The 18,208-nt window shown below is 40.1% G+C and carries 11 protein-coding genes, 1 pseudogene and 1 CRISPR repeat array; of the genes and pseudogenes, 3 read left to right on the forward strand and 9 right to left on the reverse strand.

The annotated features are described in order from the left end of the window. Positions 1–104 precede the first annotated feature (104 nt). From UYK_RS0109230 to UYK_RS0109275, 9 genes are all read right to left on the reverse strand, one after another. Positions 105–545, reverse strand: coding sequence for a secondary thiamine-phosphate synthase enzyme YjbQ (locus tag UYK_RS0109230; RefSeq protein ID WP_009456020.1), 441 nt, complete (start codon positions 543–545; stop codon positions 105–107). A gap of 136 nt (positions 546–681) precedes the next feature. Continuing rightward, positions 682–1,869: a pyridoxal phosphate-dependent aminotransferase gene (locus UYK_RS0109235; RefSeq protein WP_026086415.1), complete on the reverse strand. Its 1,188-nt coding sequence runs from the start codon at positions 1,867–1,869 to the stop codon at positions 682–684. 274 nt (positions 1,870–2,143) lie between these two features. Beyond that, positions 2,144–2,347 carry a hypothetical protein gene (locus tag UYK_RS0109240; RefSeq protein WP_009456018.1) on the reverse strand — a complete coding sequence of 68 codons (204 nt, stop codon included), beginning with the start codon at positions 2,345–2,347 and terminating at the stop codon, positions 2,144–2,146. Positions 2,348–2,705: 358 nt separating this feature from the next. Beyond that, complete coding sequence (locus UYK_RS0109245) at positions 2,706–2,894, reverse strand: hypothetical protein (protein ID WP_016871300.1); 189 nt, start codon at positions 2,892–2,894, stop codon at positions 2,706–2,708. A 165-nt stretch (positions 2,895–3,059) separates the two neighbouring features. Next, a complete protein-coding gene (locus UYK_RS0109250; protein ID WP_009456017.1) occupies positions 3,060–3,317 on the reverse strand; it encodes a hypothetical protein in 258 nt (85 codons plus the stop codon). Between the two features lie 132 nt (positions 3,318–3,449). Next, positions 3,450–3,704, reverse strand: coding sequence for an RNA recognition motif domain-containing protein (locus UYK_RS0109255; protein WP_009456016.1), 255 nt, complete (start codon positions 3,702–3,704; stop codon positions 3,450–3,452). A gap of 357 nt (positions 3,705–4,061) precedes the next feature. Then, the gene (metK, locus tag UYK_RS0109260; protein WP_016871301.1) at positions 4,062–5,264 is read right to left on the reverse strand and encodes a methionine adenosyltransferase; all 1,203 of its coding nucleotides are present in this window, start codon (positions 5,262–5,264) and stop codon (positions 4,062–4,064) included. 323 nt (positions 5,265–5,587) lie between these two features. Then, a complete protein-coding gene (locus tag UYK_RS0109270) occupies positions 5,588–8,770 on the reverse strand; it encodes a cation-translocating P-type ATPase (RefSeq protein ID WP_009456014.1) in 3,183 nt (1,060 codons plus the stop codon). A gap of 315 nt (positions 8,771–9,085) precedes the next feature. Further along, complete coding sequence (locus UYK_RS0109275; RefSeq protein WP_009456013.1) at positions 9,086–9,895, reverse strand: creatininase family protein; 810 nt, start codon at positions 9,893–9,895, stop codon at positions 9,086–9,088. 205 nt (positions 9,896–10,100) lie between these two features. Here UYK_RS0109275 and UYK_RS26030 point away from each other — a divergent pair. The 3 genes and pseudogenes from UYK_RS26030 to tatA form a co-directional block, all read left to right on the forward strand. Next, a pseudogene (locus UYK_RS26030) lies at positions 10,101–10,245 on the forward strand (UV damage endonuclease UvsE); the annotation flags it as partial. A gap of 55 nt (positions 10,246–10,300) precedes the next feature. Further along, positions 10,301–11,899, forward strand: coding sequence for an Hsp70 family protein (locus UYK_RS0109285; protein ID WP_016871304.1), 1,599 nt, complete (start codon positions 10,301–10,303; stop codon positions 11,897–11,899). A gap of 363 nt (positions 11,900–12,262) precedes the next feature. After that, positions 12,263–17,551: direct repeats of the CRISPR family, unit length 37 nt; unit sequence GTTTCAATCCCTAATAGGGATTAATTTAAGTTGCAAC. A 436-nt stretch (positions 17,552–17,987) separates the two neighbouring features. After that, on the forward strand, positions 17,988–18,167 hold the full coding sequence (gene tatA, locus UYK_RS0109290; protein WP_009456003.1) for a twin-arginine translocase TatA/TatE family subunit: 180 nt from the start codon (positions 17,988–17,990) through the stop codon (positions 18,165–18,167). Positions 18,168–18,208 lie beyond the last annotated feature (41 nt).

Raw genomic sequence — 18,208 nt, forward strand, 5'->3', positions numbered from 1 at the left:
GTTCGTTATTTCTTGATTTTTGGTTGTAGCTGGAAGTCATCTCGACAGTCCAATAATTTTTGGGAAAACGAACACAGATGCACACAGATACACACTGATGAGCTTTATTCTCCGGAGATTTGACAAAATACAGTTCTTTTACGTGGCCCATCCAATTCAAAAAATAAGACAGATTGATAAGTTCCCAAAGCTAATTTGCCATTAACAATAGGAATTATTTCACTGTTATTCAGTATCATTGCCATGAGATGAGAATGGGCATTCATTGGTTCATCTGGTGGAATATTTTTTCTTAGATGCAAGTCGTTATGTAAGTAGTGGTCTGATTCTGGTGCTATTTTTTCTAAAAAAACTTTGATATCTGTTAATAATCTTTCTTCATATTCATTAATAGCCAAGGCAGTTGTTGTATGTCGAGAAAAAACTAAGACTTGACCATTTTGAATTGGTGTTGAAGAAATCATCGCATCAATTTGAGGAGTGATATTATGAATGTTAATTCCTTGATTAGTTTCTAATTCAATGAATTTGTTGATAATGGGCATTTTTGTAAATTTTAAATTTAAAAATATTACCAAGATTCATAATAACATTAGAATAACTAACCACTAAGGCTCTAAGGCTCCAAGAAATTAATTAATTCTTTGTTTATTAGTGTTTTTGTGTTTAAGCACTCAAATTTTAACTATTAACAATCTTTTTCAAACCTCTAACTAGTCTTTCTATCCCCTCTTTTGCTGTCTGTTTTTGCAATGCACCATAGGCAACACGCAGATAACATCCCTGATGCATACCAAAGGTAGTTCCAGGAATAACTGCAACTTGATGTTGTTGAATTAATCTTTTGACTAATTCAAAGGGTTCTATTTCGGTGTTAACTTTGAGAAAGAAATAGAAGGCACCATCAGCAGCAGCAATTTTACACAATCCTTCTAAAGACTGGAGAGAATCAATTACCAATCCTCGCACTTGAGCGATCGCTGCAATATTATTTCGCAAATATTCTGGTTTTGCCTGCAAGGCACCCAAGGCTGCATACTGGGAAACTACAGGCGGACAAATTAGATTTGTATCCTGGACTTTTTTAACGTCGACAAGCAGGTGTTTGGGGATCACCATATAACCGATGCGCCAGCTAGCAAAACCGTAGGCTTTGGAAAGGCTATACAGAGAAATAGTGTACTCACTACTATTAGGAAATGCACCAGGGGAAGTGTGTTTGACTCCGTTATAGGTGAAGTATTCATAGGCTTCATCGCTAATGTGGTAGATACCGCGATCGCGACAAATTTGATTGACTGCTTGTAAGGCTGCTTGGCTATATACAACCCCAGTGGGATTGTTAGGAGAAATTGTCACTATAGCTTTTGTTTTTGGAGTGATAGCCTGGGCGATCGCATCGGGACGTAGTTGATAATTTTCATCGGTTTCTACTAAGACTGGATGACACCCTGCCATAGTAATTGCCATTTCATGGTTGAAATAGTAGGGTGTATTCAGAATAATTTCATCCCCGATATTAGTAATAGCAAGAATGGCGTTGAGAAAGCCCATGTTGCTACCAGCAGTCACAACAATACTATTGTTTGTATTGATTTCAATATTGTTAAAAGTTTGTAATTTTTCTGTAATTGCTGTTAGTAATGGTGGTATTCCTTCTACAGTTTTGTAGAGATGATTTTTTGGTTCAGCTAAAAATTTTGGTAAATATTCAATGGCTTCTGGTGGTGGCGCGTAAGCAACAACACCTTGCCCTAAGGAAATGGTGCCGGGATTGTTTTTGATCAATTCGCTGACTACAGGTATAATCGGCGACTGTACCGCCTCCATCCGAGAGGTAAGATTTTGCCTGATAATAACTTGATTCATTGAATGCGATCGCTACATAGTAAATATTTGATAACTGCAATCAAAATAGTTTAATTGATCCTCATCATATGTCATTATTAGTAGATTCATAGTTCTGTTGGTTTTAGTGCATGAAAGGCGGCTGCGGAAGTCAAACTTTAAGCAAGTGCCTTTCTGCCGTATCTAAAAATTTATTGCTACACAAAAATTTAGTCACACCACTCAGCTTATCTATCTATGATAAACAGATCTAGTGGTGTGACTAAAACTAAGTCCGATTTAGCTAAATGCATCGTTACCAGTCTTGGAAATGCCCGAGCATAGAGCGATCATCGTCTGGAATTCGCGTTGGTACACCTAAGTGTTTGCGAGCTTCTTGCTCTGCTAGGTTTCGGTCTTTCTCATTGTTAAACTGCCCTTCTTCCAGTAGATATTTGCTGCGTGCTGCCTTGTCACGGGAAGGCACAGAGCCATTTTTCCATTTATACTTAAAGCCCATGAGCAAGCAATGCCTCAACTTTATATTCAAGTTTAATTTCATCGATTACTAAGATTACCGTTCCTAGTACTGGGTAAGGTGGTTATTAGAGACGATATTCCCAACACTGATATTGATTTGTACCAAAAATGATTGACACTCCTACTACAGTTCTATAGTTAGAGACCATGAGTGTCTAAAACTCATACAGTAATTAGTAACTAAAAGCTACTAATTTGTAGAGGCCAAAAACCAAACAGTTTTCAATTGACATTACTCATCACTCTCATTACCTTGTACCATGCGTGGTATCGGTATATTTGTAGTAAAGCCAATAAAAACTTAAGCTGAAGCGAAGCAAGTTTAAGGAGTCAGATCTTCAATCTTGGATAATCAAAATTTTTTGCTCCAAATAATGCTGAAGCAAACGATCACTCTTGATAAATTGCCGTATTTCAGTTAGCTGATCGCTGTTAATTTCAGTTACTCCAGGAACAAAACATATTCCCAAAATAAATATCTGAGGTGGGAGATATTTCCCTGTTTGTTTATATTTTACTGTTGCCACAAGCTCACCATTTTTTCTAAACAAATGTGTAGTGTAAATCTTCTATTGGGCAGTTGCTGTGGACAAGTAGGCTATGCTGGATCATGTGACTAATGCCCGATAGAAACATACAGATTATATTCAAATTGCTTCATTGAAAAACCCTTAAGAGATTCCTGAGGAAATTTAGTTACTATCACAGGCTTGTGATTTGTATTTCATAATTACAGGTTTAACTAGAGACATGGGTGGTAATTTGGCAGATGTTTGTAGCAAACTCCACAATTCTTCTTTCCATTTAAGATTTAAAACTTCTGGGTTTTTGATTTCCAAAGCTTTCAGACATTTAATTATGTCTTTCTTCCTTAATGAATTTGGCTCTACTTCTAAAGCTACAAAACGAGCAAAGCTAGGTGATACAACTAGAGGCATTTCAAAATTCATTTAGACCTCACGGGAATATAAAACTAGTTAAATTAATTACACTTGGTCATGAATGGGGCTGAGGAATTAAACCATGGGTTACCAGCAGGAGGTAAACATGCTAATGGAATAAACAGCCTACAAATTAGACGATTAACTTTTGCCTACCTTGGTAATAGCTTTATTAACTCTGAGGTTACGGCCCATATATTCAGTGCCTAAGAGTGAGTGAATTGCTACTGCTTCTTCAGCATCTGTTTCCATTTCTACAAAAGCAAATCTTCTCCTCTCACCAGTTGCCCGATATATAGGCAACCGAACTTTGACCACAGATCCATATTTGGAAAACATCTGTTTGAGGTCATCTTCTTGAATTTCATCAGAGAGATTACTGACATAGATTGACATAAAAGTCTCCAGAATCATATAGATGTAGAGATTTAGATTCGGAGAGGTGCTAATTGTGGTCAATCACATAGCCGAAAATAATTCTCGATGGTTTAACCCTAACACAGAATAATGATTTACGCTTATGAGATTTTACATTTAGCCTTGTACCTCTTTCACTAACAGATGAATGCAGATCTCATTTCTCCTAGTGGCTATAGACTGGCATTTTTTGATAACAATGACTACAACGCCAGTAAATACCTCCCAAAGTATATGAGAGAGTAGAATGTTTATGATACTCATACAAAATGAGTTTTAGCAGAAAATCATTAGTAAGCATTTTATTTTGTCCTCGTCCCTAATACATCAACGATTTCATCCTTGTAAAGCCGTAACTATATCTGTTTCTTCCCACGGCACGGTTCCGAGATCTGTCCTACCCACATGACCGTAGACGGCTAGTTTGCGGTAATATCCTCCTTTGGAGATTGCAGGCAATAACCGCAAGTTAAATTTCTTAATAATTCCCGCTAGCCGAAAATCAACATTCTTTTCCAAAAGCATCGTAATTTCTTCATCAGAAATTTTGCCTGTACCAAAGGTCTCTACCTGGATGCTGACAGGTCTAGCCAGTCCCATTGAATAAGTCAGTTGCACTTCACATTCTTCTGCCAAACCTGCTGCAACAACATTTTTCGCTGCATAACGCGCAGCATAAGCACCAACTCTATCTATGCGAGTGGGATCTTTACCACTTAAAGCAGCACCACTGTGGCGAGAATATTCTCCGTAAGTATCGATCGCATTCTTTCTCCCAGTTAACCCCGAATGTACAGATGGGCCACCAATAGCAAAATGTTGGTTAAAGTCAATAAAGATTCTCGTCTTTGCATCAGGCTGAATTTTTTCTTCTGCAAAGACATGATCAATAATCATCTCTTTAACTTCTTGCTGGAGTGTCTTATCATCATTCTTGTCTGATGTAAAATTAGACTTTTTACTTGCCAAAATCGAGATACTATGGATTCTATGGGGTTTGCGATCGCGATATTCAATCCCGACTTGAGTTTTACCATCCGGTGCAATGTAAGGCAGTATTTTCTCGTGCCGTACAGTAGTTAGTCGCCTAGCTAATTGGTGCGCCAACCAGATCGGAAGTGGCATTAAAGCAGGAGTTTGATTACAGGCAAAACCAAATACTGTTACCTGATCCGTAGCCGGAATTAACTCTATCTCATCATCTGCTAATTTCCTTGCATCCCAATAACGATAGCTACTGGACTGTAACTCCTTAACACTAGTGATAATGCTGCAAGTTTTAGCATTAAAGTTAGGTTCATCATAACCAACCTGCTCAATTACCTTTCTAGCTATTTTTGTAAAATCTACAACTGCATCCGATTCAAATCTCGCAGCAATGAATACCAGCGCCGTTGCTACAGCACATTCTGCAATTACATGAGAATAAGGATCTTTTTGCAGGAACTTATCAACAATTGCATCACTAATTTGATCACAAAGTTTATCCGGGTGTCCCTCCGTGACAGATTCAGAACTAAACATGAAGTCTTTTTTCATATATTTAATTTTGTTCTTAATTCATAACTAAAACTCTGCGTTCCTTTGCCCTTCCCTTTGCGTTCCCACCGAAGCTTTGAACGTCGGAAGCGCTAGCTCAAACTTCTTTCTGCGTTTCAAATTCAAGCCTAAATTCTGACGCCAACCCAGACTCAAAGAATTAATTTTATACCAATTCACTTTAAACATGAAACATATTTGTGTTGTAGAGACGTGCCATGGCACGTCTCTACAGAATTTAAATGTATCGTGATTAACGTGAAATGGTATTAAACGTAAAGGTACGGCATTACCGTACCTCTACTAAATTATTTGTCGATTATTCACGAAGAGACCATAACAGCAGTAGTTTCTAATTCTACTTCCTGTTGTTCTCCTGGTTTCAATACAGGGCTAGTGGCAGAGTCATCTTGACTACCAGCAAGCAGACGTGGGAAGTTGTGATTTACCCGCAAATATCTAGTTGCTATTTCCTTTCTACCCTCGTTGAACAGGAATGGTAATACCGCACTACTACCGATCACCGCAGTATCAACAAGATTGATAGGCGAGATTTGCAACAGACCTTTGAGTCCGGGTACTATCGCAGCTAGAATCTGGAGAACAAAGGAGCCACCTATAGCCATATTTAAGTATTTATTCGGCGGCAGTTTTTGCTTGCTGAAGATTGTGTGAGTCTGGGAACGACAGGTGAAGGTATGCAACAGCTGGGCCATTGTCAAACTCATGAACCCGATGGTGCTGGCTTGCGGACCGAAGCCATAACGGCTGATGCCATACCAGTAGGCTGCTAATGCACTGGCAGACAATGCTGCTGATTCCACTAGGATTCTAGCAAAGTCTGCATTTCTAATGATTGGTTCTTTGGGATCACGGGGTGGTGTGAGCAACACATCCGGTTCTGGTGCTTCCATCGCCAAGGCTAAAGCTGGGAAGATGTCTGAGACTAAGTTGACCCACAATAGTTGTATGGCTGTCAGGGGATGACCGATACCAGCTGTTGTAGCTGCTAACATCACCATGATTTCGCTGGCGTTGGTAGATAGCAGGTAGTGGACAGATTTGCGGATGTTGTTATAGATTGTCCGTCCGTGGCTGACGGCAATAATCATGGTTTCCAAATTGTCGTCTTCTAGGATGACGTCTGCAACTTCCCGGGCGACATCTGTACCTGTGTGTCCCATCGCAATCCCCACGTCCGCAGCTTTCAACGCTGGGGCGTCATTGATGCCATCGCCTGTCATCGCCACGACTTTGCCGCTACTCTGTAATGCTTGCACAACTTGCAATTTGTTCGCAGGACTGATTCTGGCAAAAACGTGAACGCGATCGCATAATCCTTTCATTACCTCTGGTTCGAGGTTATTCAGGTGGGTAGAGTCGAGAATTTGCAGTTGTTCGCCTTTGCTGAGATTCAGTTCTTTACCAATCGCGTAGGCGGTTGGGCTTTGATCGCCTGTAATCATGACTGTATCGATTCCCGCTTGATGGAAATCTTCCATCAATCCTTGCACACCATTTCTAATGGGATCGATCATGCCGACTAATCCCAGCCAGATCAAGTCGCGAGTATGGATAGTTTCGGAGTCATCAAGTTGGTAAGCAGCCCCTAATACGCGCAGCGCTTTACCAGCCATATCATCGTTGTCGTTTTCAATGGCTTGTCTGTCTGCTTCAGTAAGGGGAACTTTTTCGCCGTTCTGAATTTGCCAACTACACAGACTGAGAACTTCTGACGGACTACCTTTAACTGCGATCAGCTTTTGCTGTTCGTTTGGGGTGGCGTGCAGTGTCACCATGTAATTGCGTTCTTGGGAACGGTGATTGATCTTCAGTCGTGGATAATTTGCTCGCAGACTGGTGACATTTACTCCTGCTTTGATTGCAACATCAATCAGGGCATTTTCAGTGGCGGAACCTCTGATGGTGTACTCATCACCTTCTTTTTCAACTTCGCTTTCGTTACATAGCGTTAAGACGTGAATCAGCTTTAACAGCTGTTCGTTTTCATAGGGATTAACCGTTTCGTTACCCAAGAGTAATTGGTCAGCAGATGCTTGGATACATTTGTTATCCGTACACAGTTCTACGACTGTCATCCGGTTGGCGGTGATCGTTCCGGTTTTATCCATGCAGATTGTCTGCACGGAACCTAGGGTTTCGACTGCATCCAAACGTCGAATCAGGACGTTGTGCTTTCTCATGTTAGCGATCCCCAGGGCAAGAGTTGTAGTCGCTACTGTGGGTAGACCTTCGGGAACTGCTGCTACTGCCAAGGAGATGGATGACTTGAGCATTTGTAGCAGGGTGTTACCACGCCACAATCCGATACCAAAGAACAAAACACAAACTGCGCCTGATACCATGACTAGCTGGCTACCGGCTTGGTCTAGCTGTTTCTCCATCGGGGTTTCAGGCAAGGTGGCTTCAGTGACCATCATCTGAATCTTGCCCATTTCCGTGTATTTACCAGTGGCAACTACTACCGCCGTTCCTTGCCCTCCAGTAACTAGTGTCCCCATGTAAACCATGTTGGTGCGATCGCCCAAGGGAATATTGTCACCAACTAGAGTCTGAGCAGATTTGCTCACGGGCATACTCTCGCCAGTTAGTGCCGACTCATCTATGCTGAGGCGACGGGCTTCTAAGATTCTAGCATCTGCTGGCACGTAACTACCGGGTTTGAGAATCAGGATATCCCCGATGACGATTTCCTGAGCGCTGATTTCTACAATTTTGCCATCACGAAGTACAAACGCTGTGGGATTAACTAGATTCTTCAGGGAGCGAATCACCTTTTCGGAGTTGCTTTCTGTGGCGTAACCGATCGCAGCATTAATAACCACAACCCCCATGATCACTAAAGCATCTACTAAGCCACCGGTAGCAACGGAAACACCAGCTGCAACCGCTAAAAGTCCTACGGGTAAAGATTTAAACTGGTCAACGAACATACTTAACCCGGAGCGGGGATCTGCTTCTGGTAAAGCATTAGGCCCGTATTTTTTTAGCTTTTCTTGTGCTTTTTTGGTGGTTAATCCTGATACTTGAGAAGTTTTTAACTCGGTAATAACTGCATCAGTTTCTTTTAAATGCCAAGTAGCAATTTCTTGTTGCTGAGTACTGGCTGTCAGCTGATGAGATTTTTTGTTGCTTGCGGGTAAATTTTTCGGCTTTTTCTGAAATCGATTGATTTTTTTTGCTGCCTCGGCTATTGAGCTATGACTTTGTTTGACATACTCTATAACCAGACGTTCAATCTGTGCAGCCAGCGCTAAAACACTATGTCCTGGTCGGTAGAATACCAAAACATTACCCGTGGACGTATTGGCACTCACTTGTGTAATGCCTTGCGCCTCTGACAACTTCAACTCTAGGTATTTCTTCAGAGCTTCTGAGCCTTGCAACCCATTGATTTTATACCTAGCCCTCCCTTCAACAGCAGTATGCAATGCACGAACAAGAGCATCCCGACTGCGACGGGAGACGTTGCAGTGATTGTTCATTTCTTCATTCGGTTGTGAGAAAAACTACTTCACTTAGGAATTTCTAATTGTAATCTTTATTCTAATCTTAACCTAGTTTTAATGCAAAAAATTTAACTAACTTTATTGATTTTGGAACTTAGGTAAGCTGAAAAGTGCTATTTTCCAACATTTATTTTGTAAACAAAAATTAATCTCAGCTATTGCTTTGTGTCTAGTTGGAAATATGAAGCAATTATAGTGTTTAATTTTTGTATTTTGGTACACAGTTTGCCGAAAATAATTGTTTTTAAATGCAAAGGCACACAGAGGAGGCGCAGAAGGACGCAGAGTAAGTTAATTTGTTGTTTTGGGTTGTTGAAATTTGTATATATCTTTGATGGTTTGTACCCAACCATTAGCTAATGATTCCCAGATGCGATCGCCTTTTTCTTTTGTGGCTGTTGTTGGATCTCCGATGACGCCACTTTGGGATAGGTCTTTAGTTGCCCAAGCAAAAGGTAGCTTACCTTCCATACTCAGAACGCTATCTGTAGGTAGATTTTGCGGATATTCGGTAACTGCGTCCGTCATTTTGACTTGTTCGGGCAAAATTGCCAGCATCAAAGAAGTTTCTGCATCCCCGGCGTGAATACCTAATTCTAGTTCTTTGGGTGTGAGCAATTCTTTGGCTATGTTTGGTACTCGCCAAGTAAATAAAGGAAAGATACAAAAGTCATTATATTTAATATGTAAATCTCTGGCAACTAGTTCGAGAATTTGCGGTTGTCCACCATGAGAATTCATAAATACTAATTTGCGAAAACCTGCACGATAAATGCTTTCCCCGACTTCCATTAATAAAGAAATTAATGTTTGGGAAGTGAGAGTAATAGTACCGGGAAAATGCCAATGCTCGTTGGATTTACCATAATAAATATTAGGTAAGGCATAAGCTGGAATATCCACATCTAATTTAGATAAAGCTTTGCCTAAAACAGCTACACTAATTGCAGAATCGACAATGATTGGTAAATGTAAACCGTGTTGTTCAATTGCACCAATGGGTTGAATGATGACGACGTTTTGTTTGTTTGGCATTTTTGCAATATCTTGCCAAGTAAGATAGGGAAAAAATCTTGCTGGAGGAATGAAAGAGTGTAGCATAAGTATAACAAGGCAGAAAGTAGAAGGTAGATTTTAGTCGCGTTTCTATCCTTAAATAGTGCATTAATAAACCACAGAGTAAGCAGCGATCAGAATCTGGTTTATAACGAGATTCGTGCTTTGTTTGGGTTGAGTGCAAATTTAGCTGTTCGTGCTTGCGCCAGAGTTGGAGCTAATCGCAAAACTGCCAAACTCAAAAACAGTTTACGATAGAAAGGATAGTGATTTAATTACTGCTATGCCGAGTGTTTACCACCAAGCACCTTGCTTGGATTGAAGTAGAAGCGAAGCACAAAGAAAAAGCGATCGCTTATTTGCGTTCTTGGTGGCTGTTAGAGAATAATTTTTAGTAAAAGTTGAAGTAGCTGTTTGCGTCTTGGCAACAAAAACGCAAAATTAGTAGATATGGCGATCGCAATCGATTTTGGTACAAGTAACACAGTTATTGCTCGTTGGAATCCTGTCACCCAAGAGTCAGAAACTCTGAATTTACCTGGTTTATCAGTTCAACAAAGTCTGAATCCGCCACTTATTCCCAGTTTGGTTTATGTAGAAGATGCTACCAAAGCACAAGTTTTGGTGGGGCAACAAGTCCGCGATCGCGGTTTAGACTTGAAAAATGATCCCCGCTTTTTCCGTACTTTCAAACGCGGTATCGGTACGGATATCCAAGGTTTTCTACCGGAATTAGATGGGCAAATAGTTACTTTTGAACAAGTTGGACAATGGTTCCTCAACCAAGTGATTACACAACTAGCACCGATGCAGGGGGGGTTGGAATCACTGGTATTAACTGTACCTGTAGATAGTTTTGAAGCTTATCGTTACTGGTTGGGTAAGGTTTGTCAAGCACTACCAGTCGAACAGGTGCGGATACTCGATGAACCAACAGCCGCTGCTTTAGGTTATGGTATGGCAGACCAAGAAGTAATCTTGGTGATTGATTTTGGTGGTGGAACGCTAGATTTATCTTTGGTACAGTTGGATAAAAGCGTCAAAACAGCTAGTAAACCCGTAGGATTTTTACTGAAGTTTGGTAATAAATCTTTAGCTGAAACTTCCAAACAAAAGGTGAAAACTGCCCGTGTTTTGGCGAAAGCAGGACAAAATTTAGGTGGTTCTGATTTAGACAATTGGATAGTTGATTATTTTGCCAAAACTCAAGGTTTAACAGTCAGTCCTTTGACATTGCGACTGGCGGAAAAAGTAAAAATTCAGCTATCAACTCAAACCCAAGCGAGTGAAGTTTATTTCAATGATGAAACTTTTGAAAGTTATGGATTGGAATTAGATCGAGAGACATTGGAAGGTATTCTCACAGAACACTCATTTTTTGAACGGCTGGATGAGTCGATGTCTCAGCTATTACAACAAGCCCGACGCCAAGGTATAGAAGTCGGGGATATTAATGCTGTGCTGTTAGTTGGTGGCACAGTACAAATACCAGCAGTGCAAACCTGGGTAAAGAAATATTTTACACCAGAAAAAATTCGTTGCGATCGCCCGTTTGAAGCTATTGCCCAAGGTGCTTTGCAAGTAACTCAAGGCATAGAAATCAAGGATTTTCTCTACCACAGCTACGGTATTCGTTACTGGGATAGACGTAATAATCGGCACAGTTGGCATCCAATTATTAGAGAGGGGCAACCTTATCCCATGACTCAGCCTGTACAGTTAGTTTTGGGTGCTTCTGTAGAGAATCAGCCCAGTATTGAGTTAATTATGGGTGAATTGGGGTCAGACACAGGTGGTACAGAAGTTTATTTTGATGGCGATCGCATGATTACCCGTCGTCTTGATAACGATGTCACCACTGTCAAACCCCTTAATGATAGAGATGGAGCGAGGACAATTGCTAAACTTACACCACCAGGTTTTCCCGGAAGCGATCGAATTAAAATCCTGTTTTTAGTTGATGAACAGCGTTTTTTGCGAATCACCGTTGAGGATTTACTCACAAATGAAACTCTATTGGAAAATCAACTTGTAGCACAATTGAGTTAGAAATTTTCAATATCACATTCCTAAGTCATTGAATTGATTAGAGGCAAAATCCCCGAATTTTTGGAAAAGTCGGGGAGCTTGTCTCTTACGGATGATTTGGGAATCCTATATCTCAAACATTATTGCAATTAAGTTTCAATCCCTAATAAGGATTTATTTGGCGTTGCTGAATCAAGATATGAATTTACAATTCACGGGTATGACCAGACGTAGAGACGTAGCATTGCTACGTCTCTACAATGATTTGGCATCGAACTACAAAAATGTATGCACACATAATTCATGACCAAATTCAGCAACGCCAATAGGGATTAATTTAAGTTGCAACAAAAAAACGTAACTGCGGTGGCAAGTAAACTCGAAGTTTCAATCCCTAATAGGGATTAATTTAAGTTGCAACGAGGGCGGCATTCTCATCCCATCCATGAATTTTGAAATGTTTCAATCCCTAATAGGGATTAATTTAAGTTGCAACGCAACGCTCGTTGCTCGTATTTGAACCACAAAGGGCGTTTCAATCCCTAATAGGGATTAATTTAAGTTGCAACCAAGGAGTCAGTGGCTGAACCTGAGGCTGAACCTAGTTTCAATCCCTAATAGGGATTAATTTAAGTTGCAACGGGTTGTTAGCAAGCAAGGTGGTAATTTAATTTTTATGTTTCAATCCCTAATAGGGATTAATTTAAGTTGCAACTACTCCGGGCTTGCAAGCCCGGATGGGGATTAGAATCCTCCGTTTCAATCCCTAATAGGGATTAATTTAAGTTGCAACGCGATCGCGGAACGTCTGTTGAATGTGAATTTTTTGTTTCAATCCCTAATAGGGATTAATTTAAGTTGCAACCCTTCCTTGTTTTTCATATAGAATAAAGTGCCGAGTTTCAATCCCTAATAGGGATTAATTTAAGTTGCAACGATATCGGCAGTGGAATCAACTTCAAGCGCAAAGGTTTCAATCCCTAATAGGGATTAATTTAAGTTGCAACGTGGTCTGGGGAATCTATTTCGTTGTGTCGGTTTCAATCCCTAATAGGGATTAATTTAAGTTGCAACGTGGGCGCTCGCTGCCATAGGGCAGGGAAAATCAAATGCAGGTTTCAATCCCTAATAGGGATTAATTTAAGTTGCAACGCTATTTGTATTGCTTGTTAGTGCCGTACCATGTTTCAATCCCTAATAGGGATTAATTTAAGTTGCAACCTACGATCAGGGGATTGTCTACCTGATCGATTACGTTTCAATCCCTAATAGGGATTAATTTAAGTTGCAACCTTCCCTGCACCATCTGAGCATCCTTGGTCCCGAATACCCGGTTTCAATCCCTAATAGGGATTAATTTAAGTTGCAACATCGCGCACATGCGTGCCAGATGTTTTTTGATTGGTTTCAATCCCTAATAGGGATTAATTTAAGTTGCAACTTGACATCAATTTTCACTTCCTTCGCTCGCCCATTCTTAGTTTCAATCCCTAATAGGGATTAATTTAAGTTGCAACCCCAACAGAAAAGCCCGGCGTCTAACCGGGCTGGGAGTTTCAATCCCTAATAGGGATTAATTTAAGTTGCAACGTGAGCGAGAAAATCAACACGCCCGAATCCGATGTTTCAATCCCTAATAGGGATTAATTTAAGTTGCAACCATACTCGATATCGGCGGCAATATCTTTCAAGCGGTTTCAATCCCTAATAGGGATTAATTTAAGTTGCAACCTTGTTAAGGATGATAGAAATGATCGTAAAACCGTTTCAATCCCTAATAGGGATTAATTTAAGTTGCAACCTCCATCCATCGGAAGATACGTAATTCCCGGGGAGTGGTATGTTTCAATCCCTAATAGGGATTAATTTAAGTTGCAACTCTACCACCATACTCTTCTGGTTCACAAAATTGGGCTATACCGTTTCAATCCCTAATAGGGATTAATTTAAGTTGCAACATCCTCACCTCCACCCAAGGTAAGTAATCCAGCTTGTTTCAATCCCTAATAGGGATTAATTTAAGTTGCAACAGCTTCTCTGTATGCTTTGGGAGACTGTAAGGGTTCGTTTCAATCCCTAATAGGGATTAATTTAAGTTGCAACAAATCTAGGTCTCCTTGGTTGAGCGTGCCGGTCTTTCGTTTCAATCCCTAATAGGGATTAATTTAAGTTGCAACCACTTGCTGTTGGACCATCAATTCTGCCACCTGCAGTTTCAATCCCTAATAGGGATTAATTTAAGTTGCAACGTTATGTTAGGGTTGAAAAGATTTTTTTGCTTGGTTTCAATCCCTAATAGGGATTAATTTAAGTTGCAACTACTGACGGACGTCCGCGTCAAGTCTATTGTTTCCGTTTCAATCCCTAATAGGGATTAATTTAAGTTGCAACCGCCCCGGTTACCGAGCAGCAATTGCAAGCAGCTACTGTTTCAATCCCTAATAGGGATTAATTTAAGTTGCAACTGAAGTCCCTGACGCCCGCTAGGGACTTGCTGAGCACACACTTGGTTTCAATCCCTAATAGGGATTAATTTAAGTTGCAACCAATGGAGGAAAGTCCCCTCATTTTCGAGGCGCGTTTCAATCCCTAATAGGGATTAATTTAAGTTGCAACCCATGGGCAGTGCGATGCCACGACCAACAGCACCAGGTTTCAATCCCTAATAGGGATTAATTTAAGTTGCAACCCGCGATCGCACCCACAGGAGCTTCAGGCTCTTTCTCTTTAGTTTCAATCCCTAATAGGGATTAATTTAAGTTGCAACAATGATGTTGGGCACGATGTCTGGTTGCTCGCCGGTGTTTCAATCCCTAATAGGGATTAATTTAAGTTGCAACCCCCAGGGACGCTTGTGATCATGCCATTGTCGTTGTACACGTTTCAATCCCTAATAGGGATTAATTTAAGTTGCAACTCTCAGCAACCAGCTCCGCCAAAGCATCGACATTCGCCGTTTCAATCCCTAATAGGGATTAATTTAAGTTGCAACCACCCAAAAGACTGCTTTAGTAGCATATCTTTGGGTTTCAATCCCTAATAGGGATTAATTTAAGTTGCAACAACTTGGCTGCTGATCTTAGCGCTCCAAATATTTTGTTTCAATCCCTAATAGGGATTAATTTAAGTTGCAACTGAATTATCAATTGCTTTTATTTGCTCTTCAATTTGCGTTTCAATCCCTAATAGGGATTAATTTAAGTTGCAACCTGGTTTTGATCCTTGGGGGATTTCAAGTAATCGTTTCAATCCCTAATAGGGATTAATTTAAGTTGCAACGCGATCGCATTTTCAATCCTGGTTTTGAAATTTGTAGTGTTTCAATCCCTAATAGGGATTAATTTAAGTTGCAACGGGTGTCCTGCACTAGCTTTTTGGCTTTGTCAAAGGTTTCAATCCCTAATAGGGATTAATTTAAGTTGCAACCTGCGGGCATTGTACCAGTCCCGTTTTTCTCCTTGGTTTCAATCCCTAATAGGGATTAATTTAAGTTGCAACAGTTTTATAGTTATATAGTCATTTGTGTGTCCCTAGTTTCAATCCCTAATAGGGATTAATTTAAGTTGCAACAGGTCTGACTGCTACCGTCAGTTTGCATTAGGTTGATGTTTCAATCCCTAATAGGGATTAATTTAAGTTGCAACGCCACAAACGACAAGGCAAATGCCATCATGAAGGCTGTGTTTCAATCCCTAATAGGGATTAATTTAAGTTGCAACCACTGAGAATTGGTAAATACACAGATGAATTTGCCAATGTTTCAATCCCTAATAGGGATTAATTTAAGTTGCAACTCTTCCAGATAGACTTTCCAGAAGTGATATAGGGTTTCAATCCCTAATAGGGATTAATTTAAGTTGCAACTCCCATCACTGTATAAAGTTCCGTAATAATCCTGGTTGTTTCAATCCCTAATAGGGATTAATTTAAGTTGCAACGTCCTGAGATTTTGCAGGATCTATATCCACTGTTTGGTTTCAATCCCTAATAGGGATTAATTTAAGTTGCAACCTTAGTATATCAAATGTATCCATGCATGAATTGTTTCAATCCCTAATAGGGATTAATTTAAGTTGCAACCCAGCCATCCCGGAGCATGGCGACTGGTACTAAGAAGCTCCAGTTTCAATCCCTAATAGGGATTAATTTAAGTTGCAACCTTGGATAAGGGAATTCCTACAAAGGGAATTCCTGCAAGGTTTCAATCCCTAATAGGGATTAATTTAAGTTGCAACTCTCCTTTGAAATTTTTTATGTCGCTGTGAATTGGGTTTCAATCCCTAATAGGGATTAATTTAAGTTGCAACAAAATGATGATGGACTACAAGAGAGCCTACACAGTTTCAATCCCTAATAGGGATTAATTTAAGTTGCAACTTCTTTTTTAGCCAAGGGGCGGTCAAGCCCGTGCCGTGTTTCAATCCCTAATAGGGATTAATTTAAGTTGCAACCGTGGAATCCCGATCGATTAAGCGTCCGCAATTGAGCGTTTCAATCCCTAATAGGGATTAATTTAAGTTGCAACCTTTTCCGAGCTTAGCTTCCCCAGTTGAAGATTTAAGTTTCAATCCCTAATAGGGATTAATTTAAGTTGCAACGGCTATAAAGCCGGATTGGGTATTGTTTCCATTCGTTTCAATCCCTAATAGGGATTAATTTAAGTTGCAACTCATCTCGTGGATCATACCAAGCGAAGGTTCGATGTTTCAATCCCTAATAGGGATTAATTTAAGTTGCAACTTTCGGACGAACAATTTGATCAGTTCAATTATTCTGTTTCAATCCCTAATAGGGATTAATTTAAGTTGCAACCCAATGAATTCGGGTACAAAAGTCGGGTTGCACGACTGTTTCAATCCCTAATAGGGATTAATTTAAGTTGCAACCCGGCTTTTAGAAAAGATTGATTAAGTAGCCTTAAAAGGCGTTTCAATCCCTAATAGGGATTAATTTAAGTTGCAACGTTGGTGTGTGGTATCACATTGCTGTTACATACGTTTCAATCCCTAATAGGGATTAATTTAAGTTGCAACATCTGCAATACTGCTACTAGCCATAGTTGCAGCCGTTTCAATCCCTAATAGGGATTAATTTAAGTTGCAACTGGTTGATACGCCCTCACTTCGTGAGTGTATTTGTTGTTTCAATCCCTAATAGGGATTAATTTAAGTTGCAACCCTGTCAAGGTCGTCTCGTTGTTTGGTTGAGCTGTTTCAATCCCTAATAGGGATTAATTTAAGTTGCAACGCTTTGGTGATTGTCGATTAGTGAAAGCCTATGGCGTTTCAATCCCTAATAGGGATTAATTTAAGTTGCAACCAACGCAGGCTCTTCTACTACCGTGGTTTCTACGTTTCAATCCCTAATAGGGATTAATTTAAGTTGCAACGGTGGAAGAAATATCAACGTCACAAAGAAATCAGTTTCAATCCCTAATAGGGATTAATTTAAGTTGCAACAAAAAATTCAAAGCCCAATCTTGTAGATACAAGAGTTTCAATCCCTAATAGGGATTAATTTAAGTTGCAACTTCAGAAATTCGCTGGTGCCGGATCTCTCGCCGCCGTTTCAATCCCTAATAGGGATTAATTTAAGTTGCAACTTTCTAAATTTTGAAATATCAAAGGATTACCGTAGTTTCAATCCCTAATAGGGATTAATTTAAGTTGCAACTGCTCAATTCAGAAGCCTTGCTGTATTTGGTTTTCAAGGTTCAGTGGTGCAGACCTAGAGTAAATATAGCGTTTCAGCCATCGGAATGTCAAGGGCGGAGAAGAAAAAATAGGCTCAAAACCTTGTCTGGCAAGCATTTCACAATTGGTGCAAACCCCTTTTGGACTTAGAAGCATTCAAAAGCAGAACTGGTAGGGCTTCCAGCGATTAAAATTCACCTGCTCCAAAAAACACCTACAGGTTTGCACCAATCAAGCCTAAGTAGCCTAGGGCGATCGCCATAACACTAGGACTTCAAAATCGATTTTTCTTTGTGTCTTTGTGGCTTTGTGGTTCAAAAAAGATACTCAACCACACACCCCAAATAAAATCACAACATCATCCATACATCCCCACCCTACTATATTTTAAGTAGAGTTTTTCACGGGAGACACTTATGTTTGGACTGGGATGGACAGAAGTAGGGGTAATCGCGATCGTCGCCTTGTTAATTTTTGGACCGAAAAAAATCCCCGAACTCGGAAGCGCACTAGGCAAAACCTTGCGGGGTTTTAAAGAAGAAATGAATAAAACCACAACTGATGAGGATAGTAACTCCGAAGAAGAAGAAAAATAAAAATAGTCATTTGTTCTTGGTCATTAGTCCTTTGTGTTTAC

The organism is Fischerella thermalis PCC 7521 (assembly GCF_000317225.1).
GTDB lineage: Bacteria > Cyanobacteriota > Cyanobacteriia > Cyanobacteriales > Nostocaceae > Fischerella > Fischerella thermalis.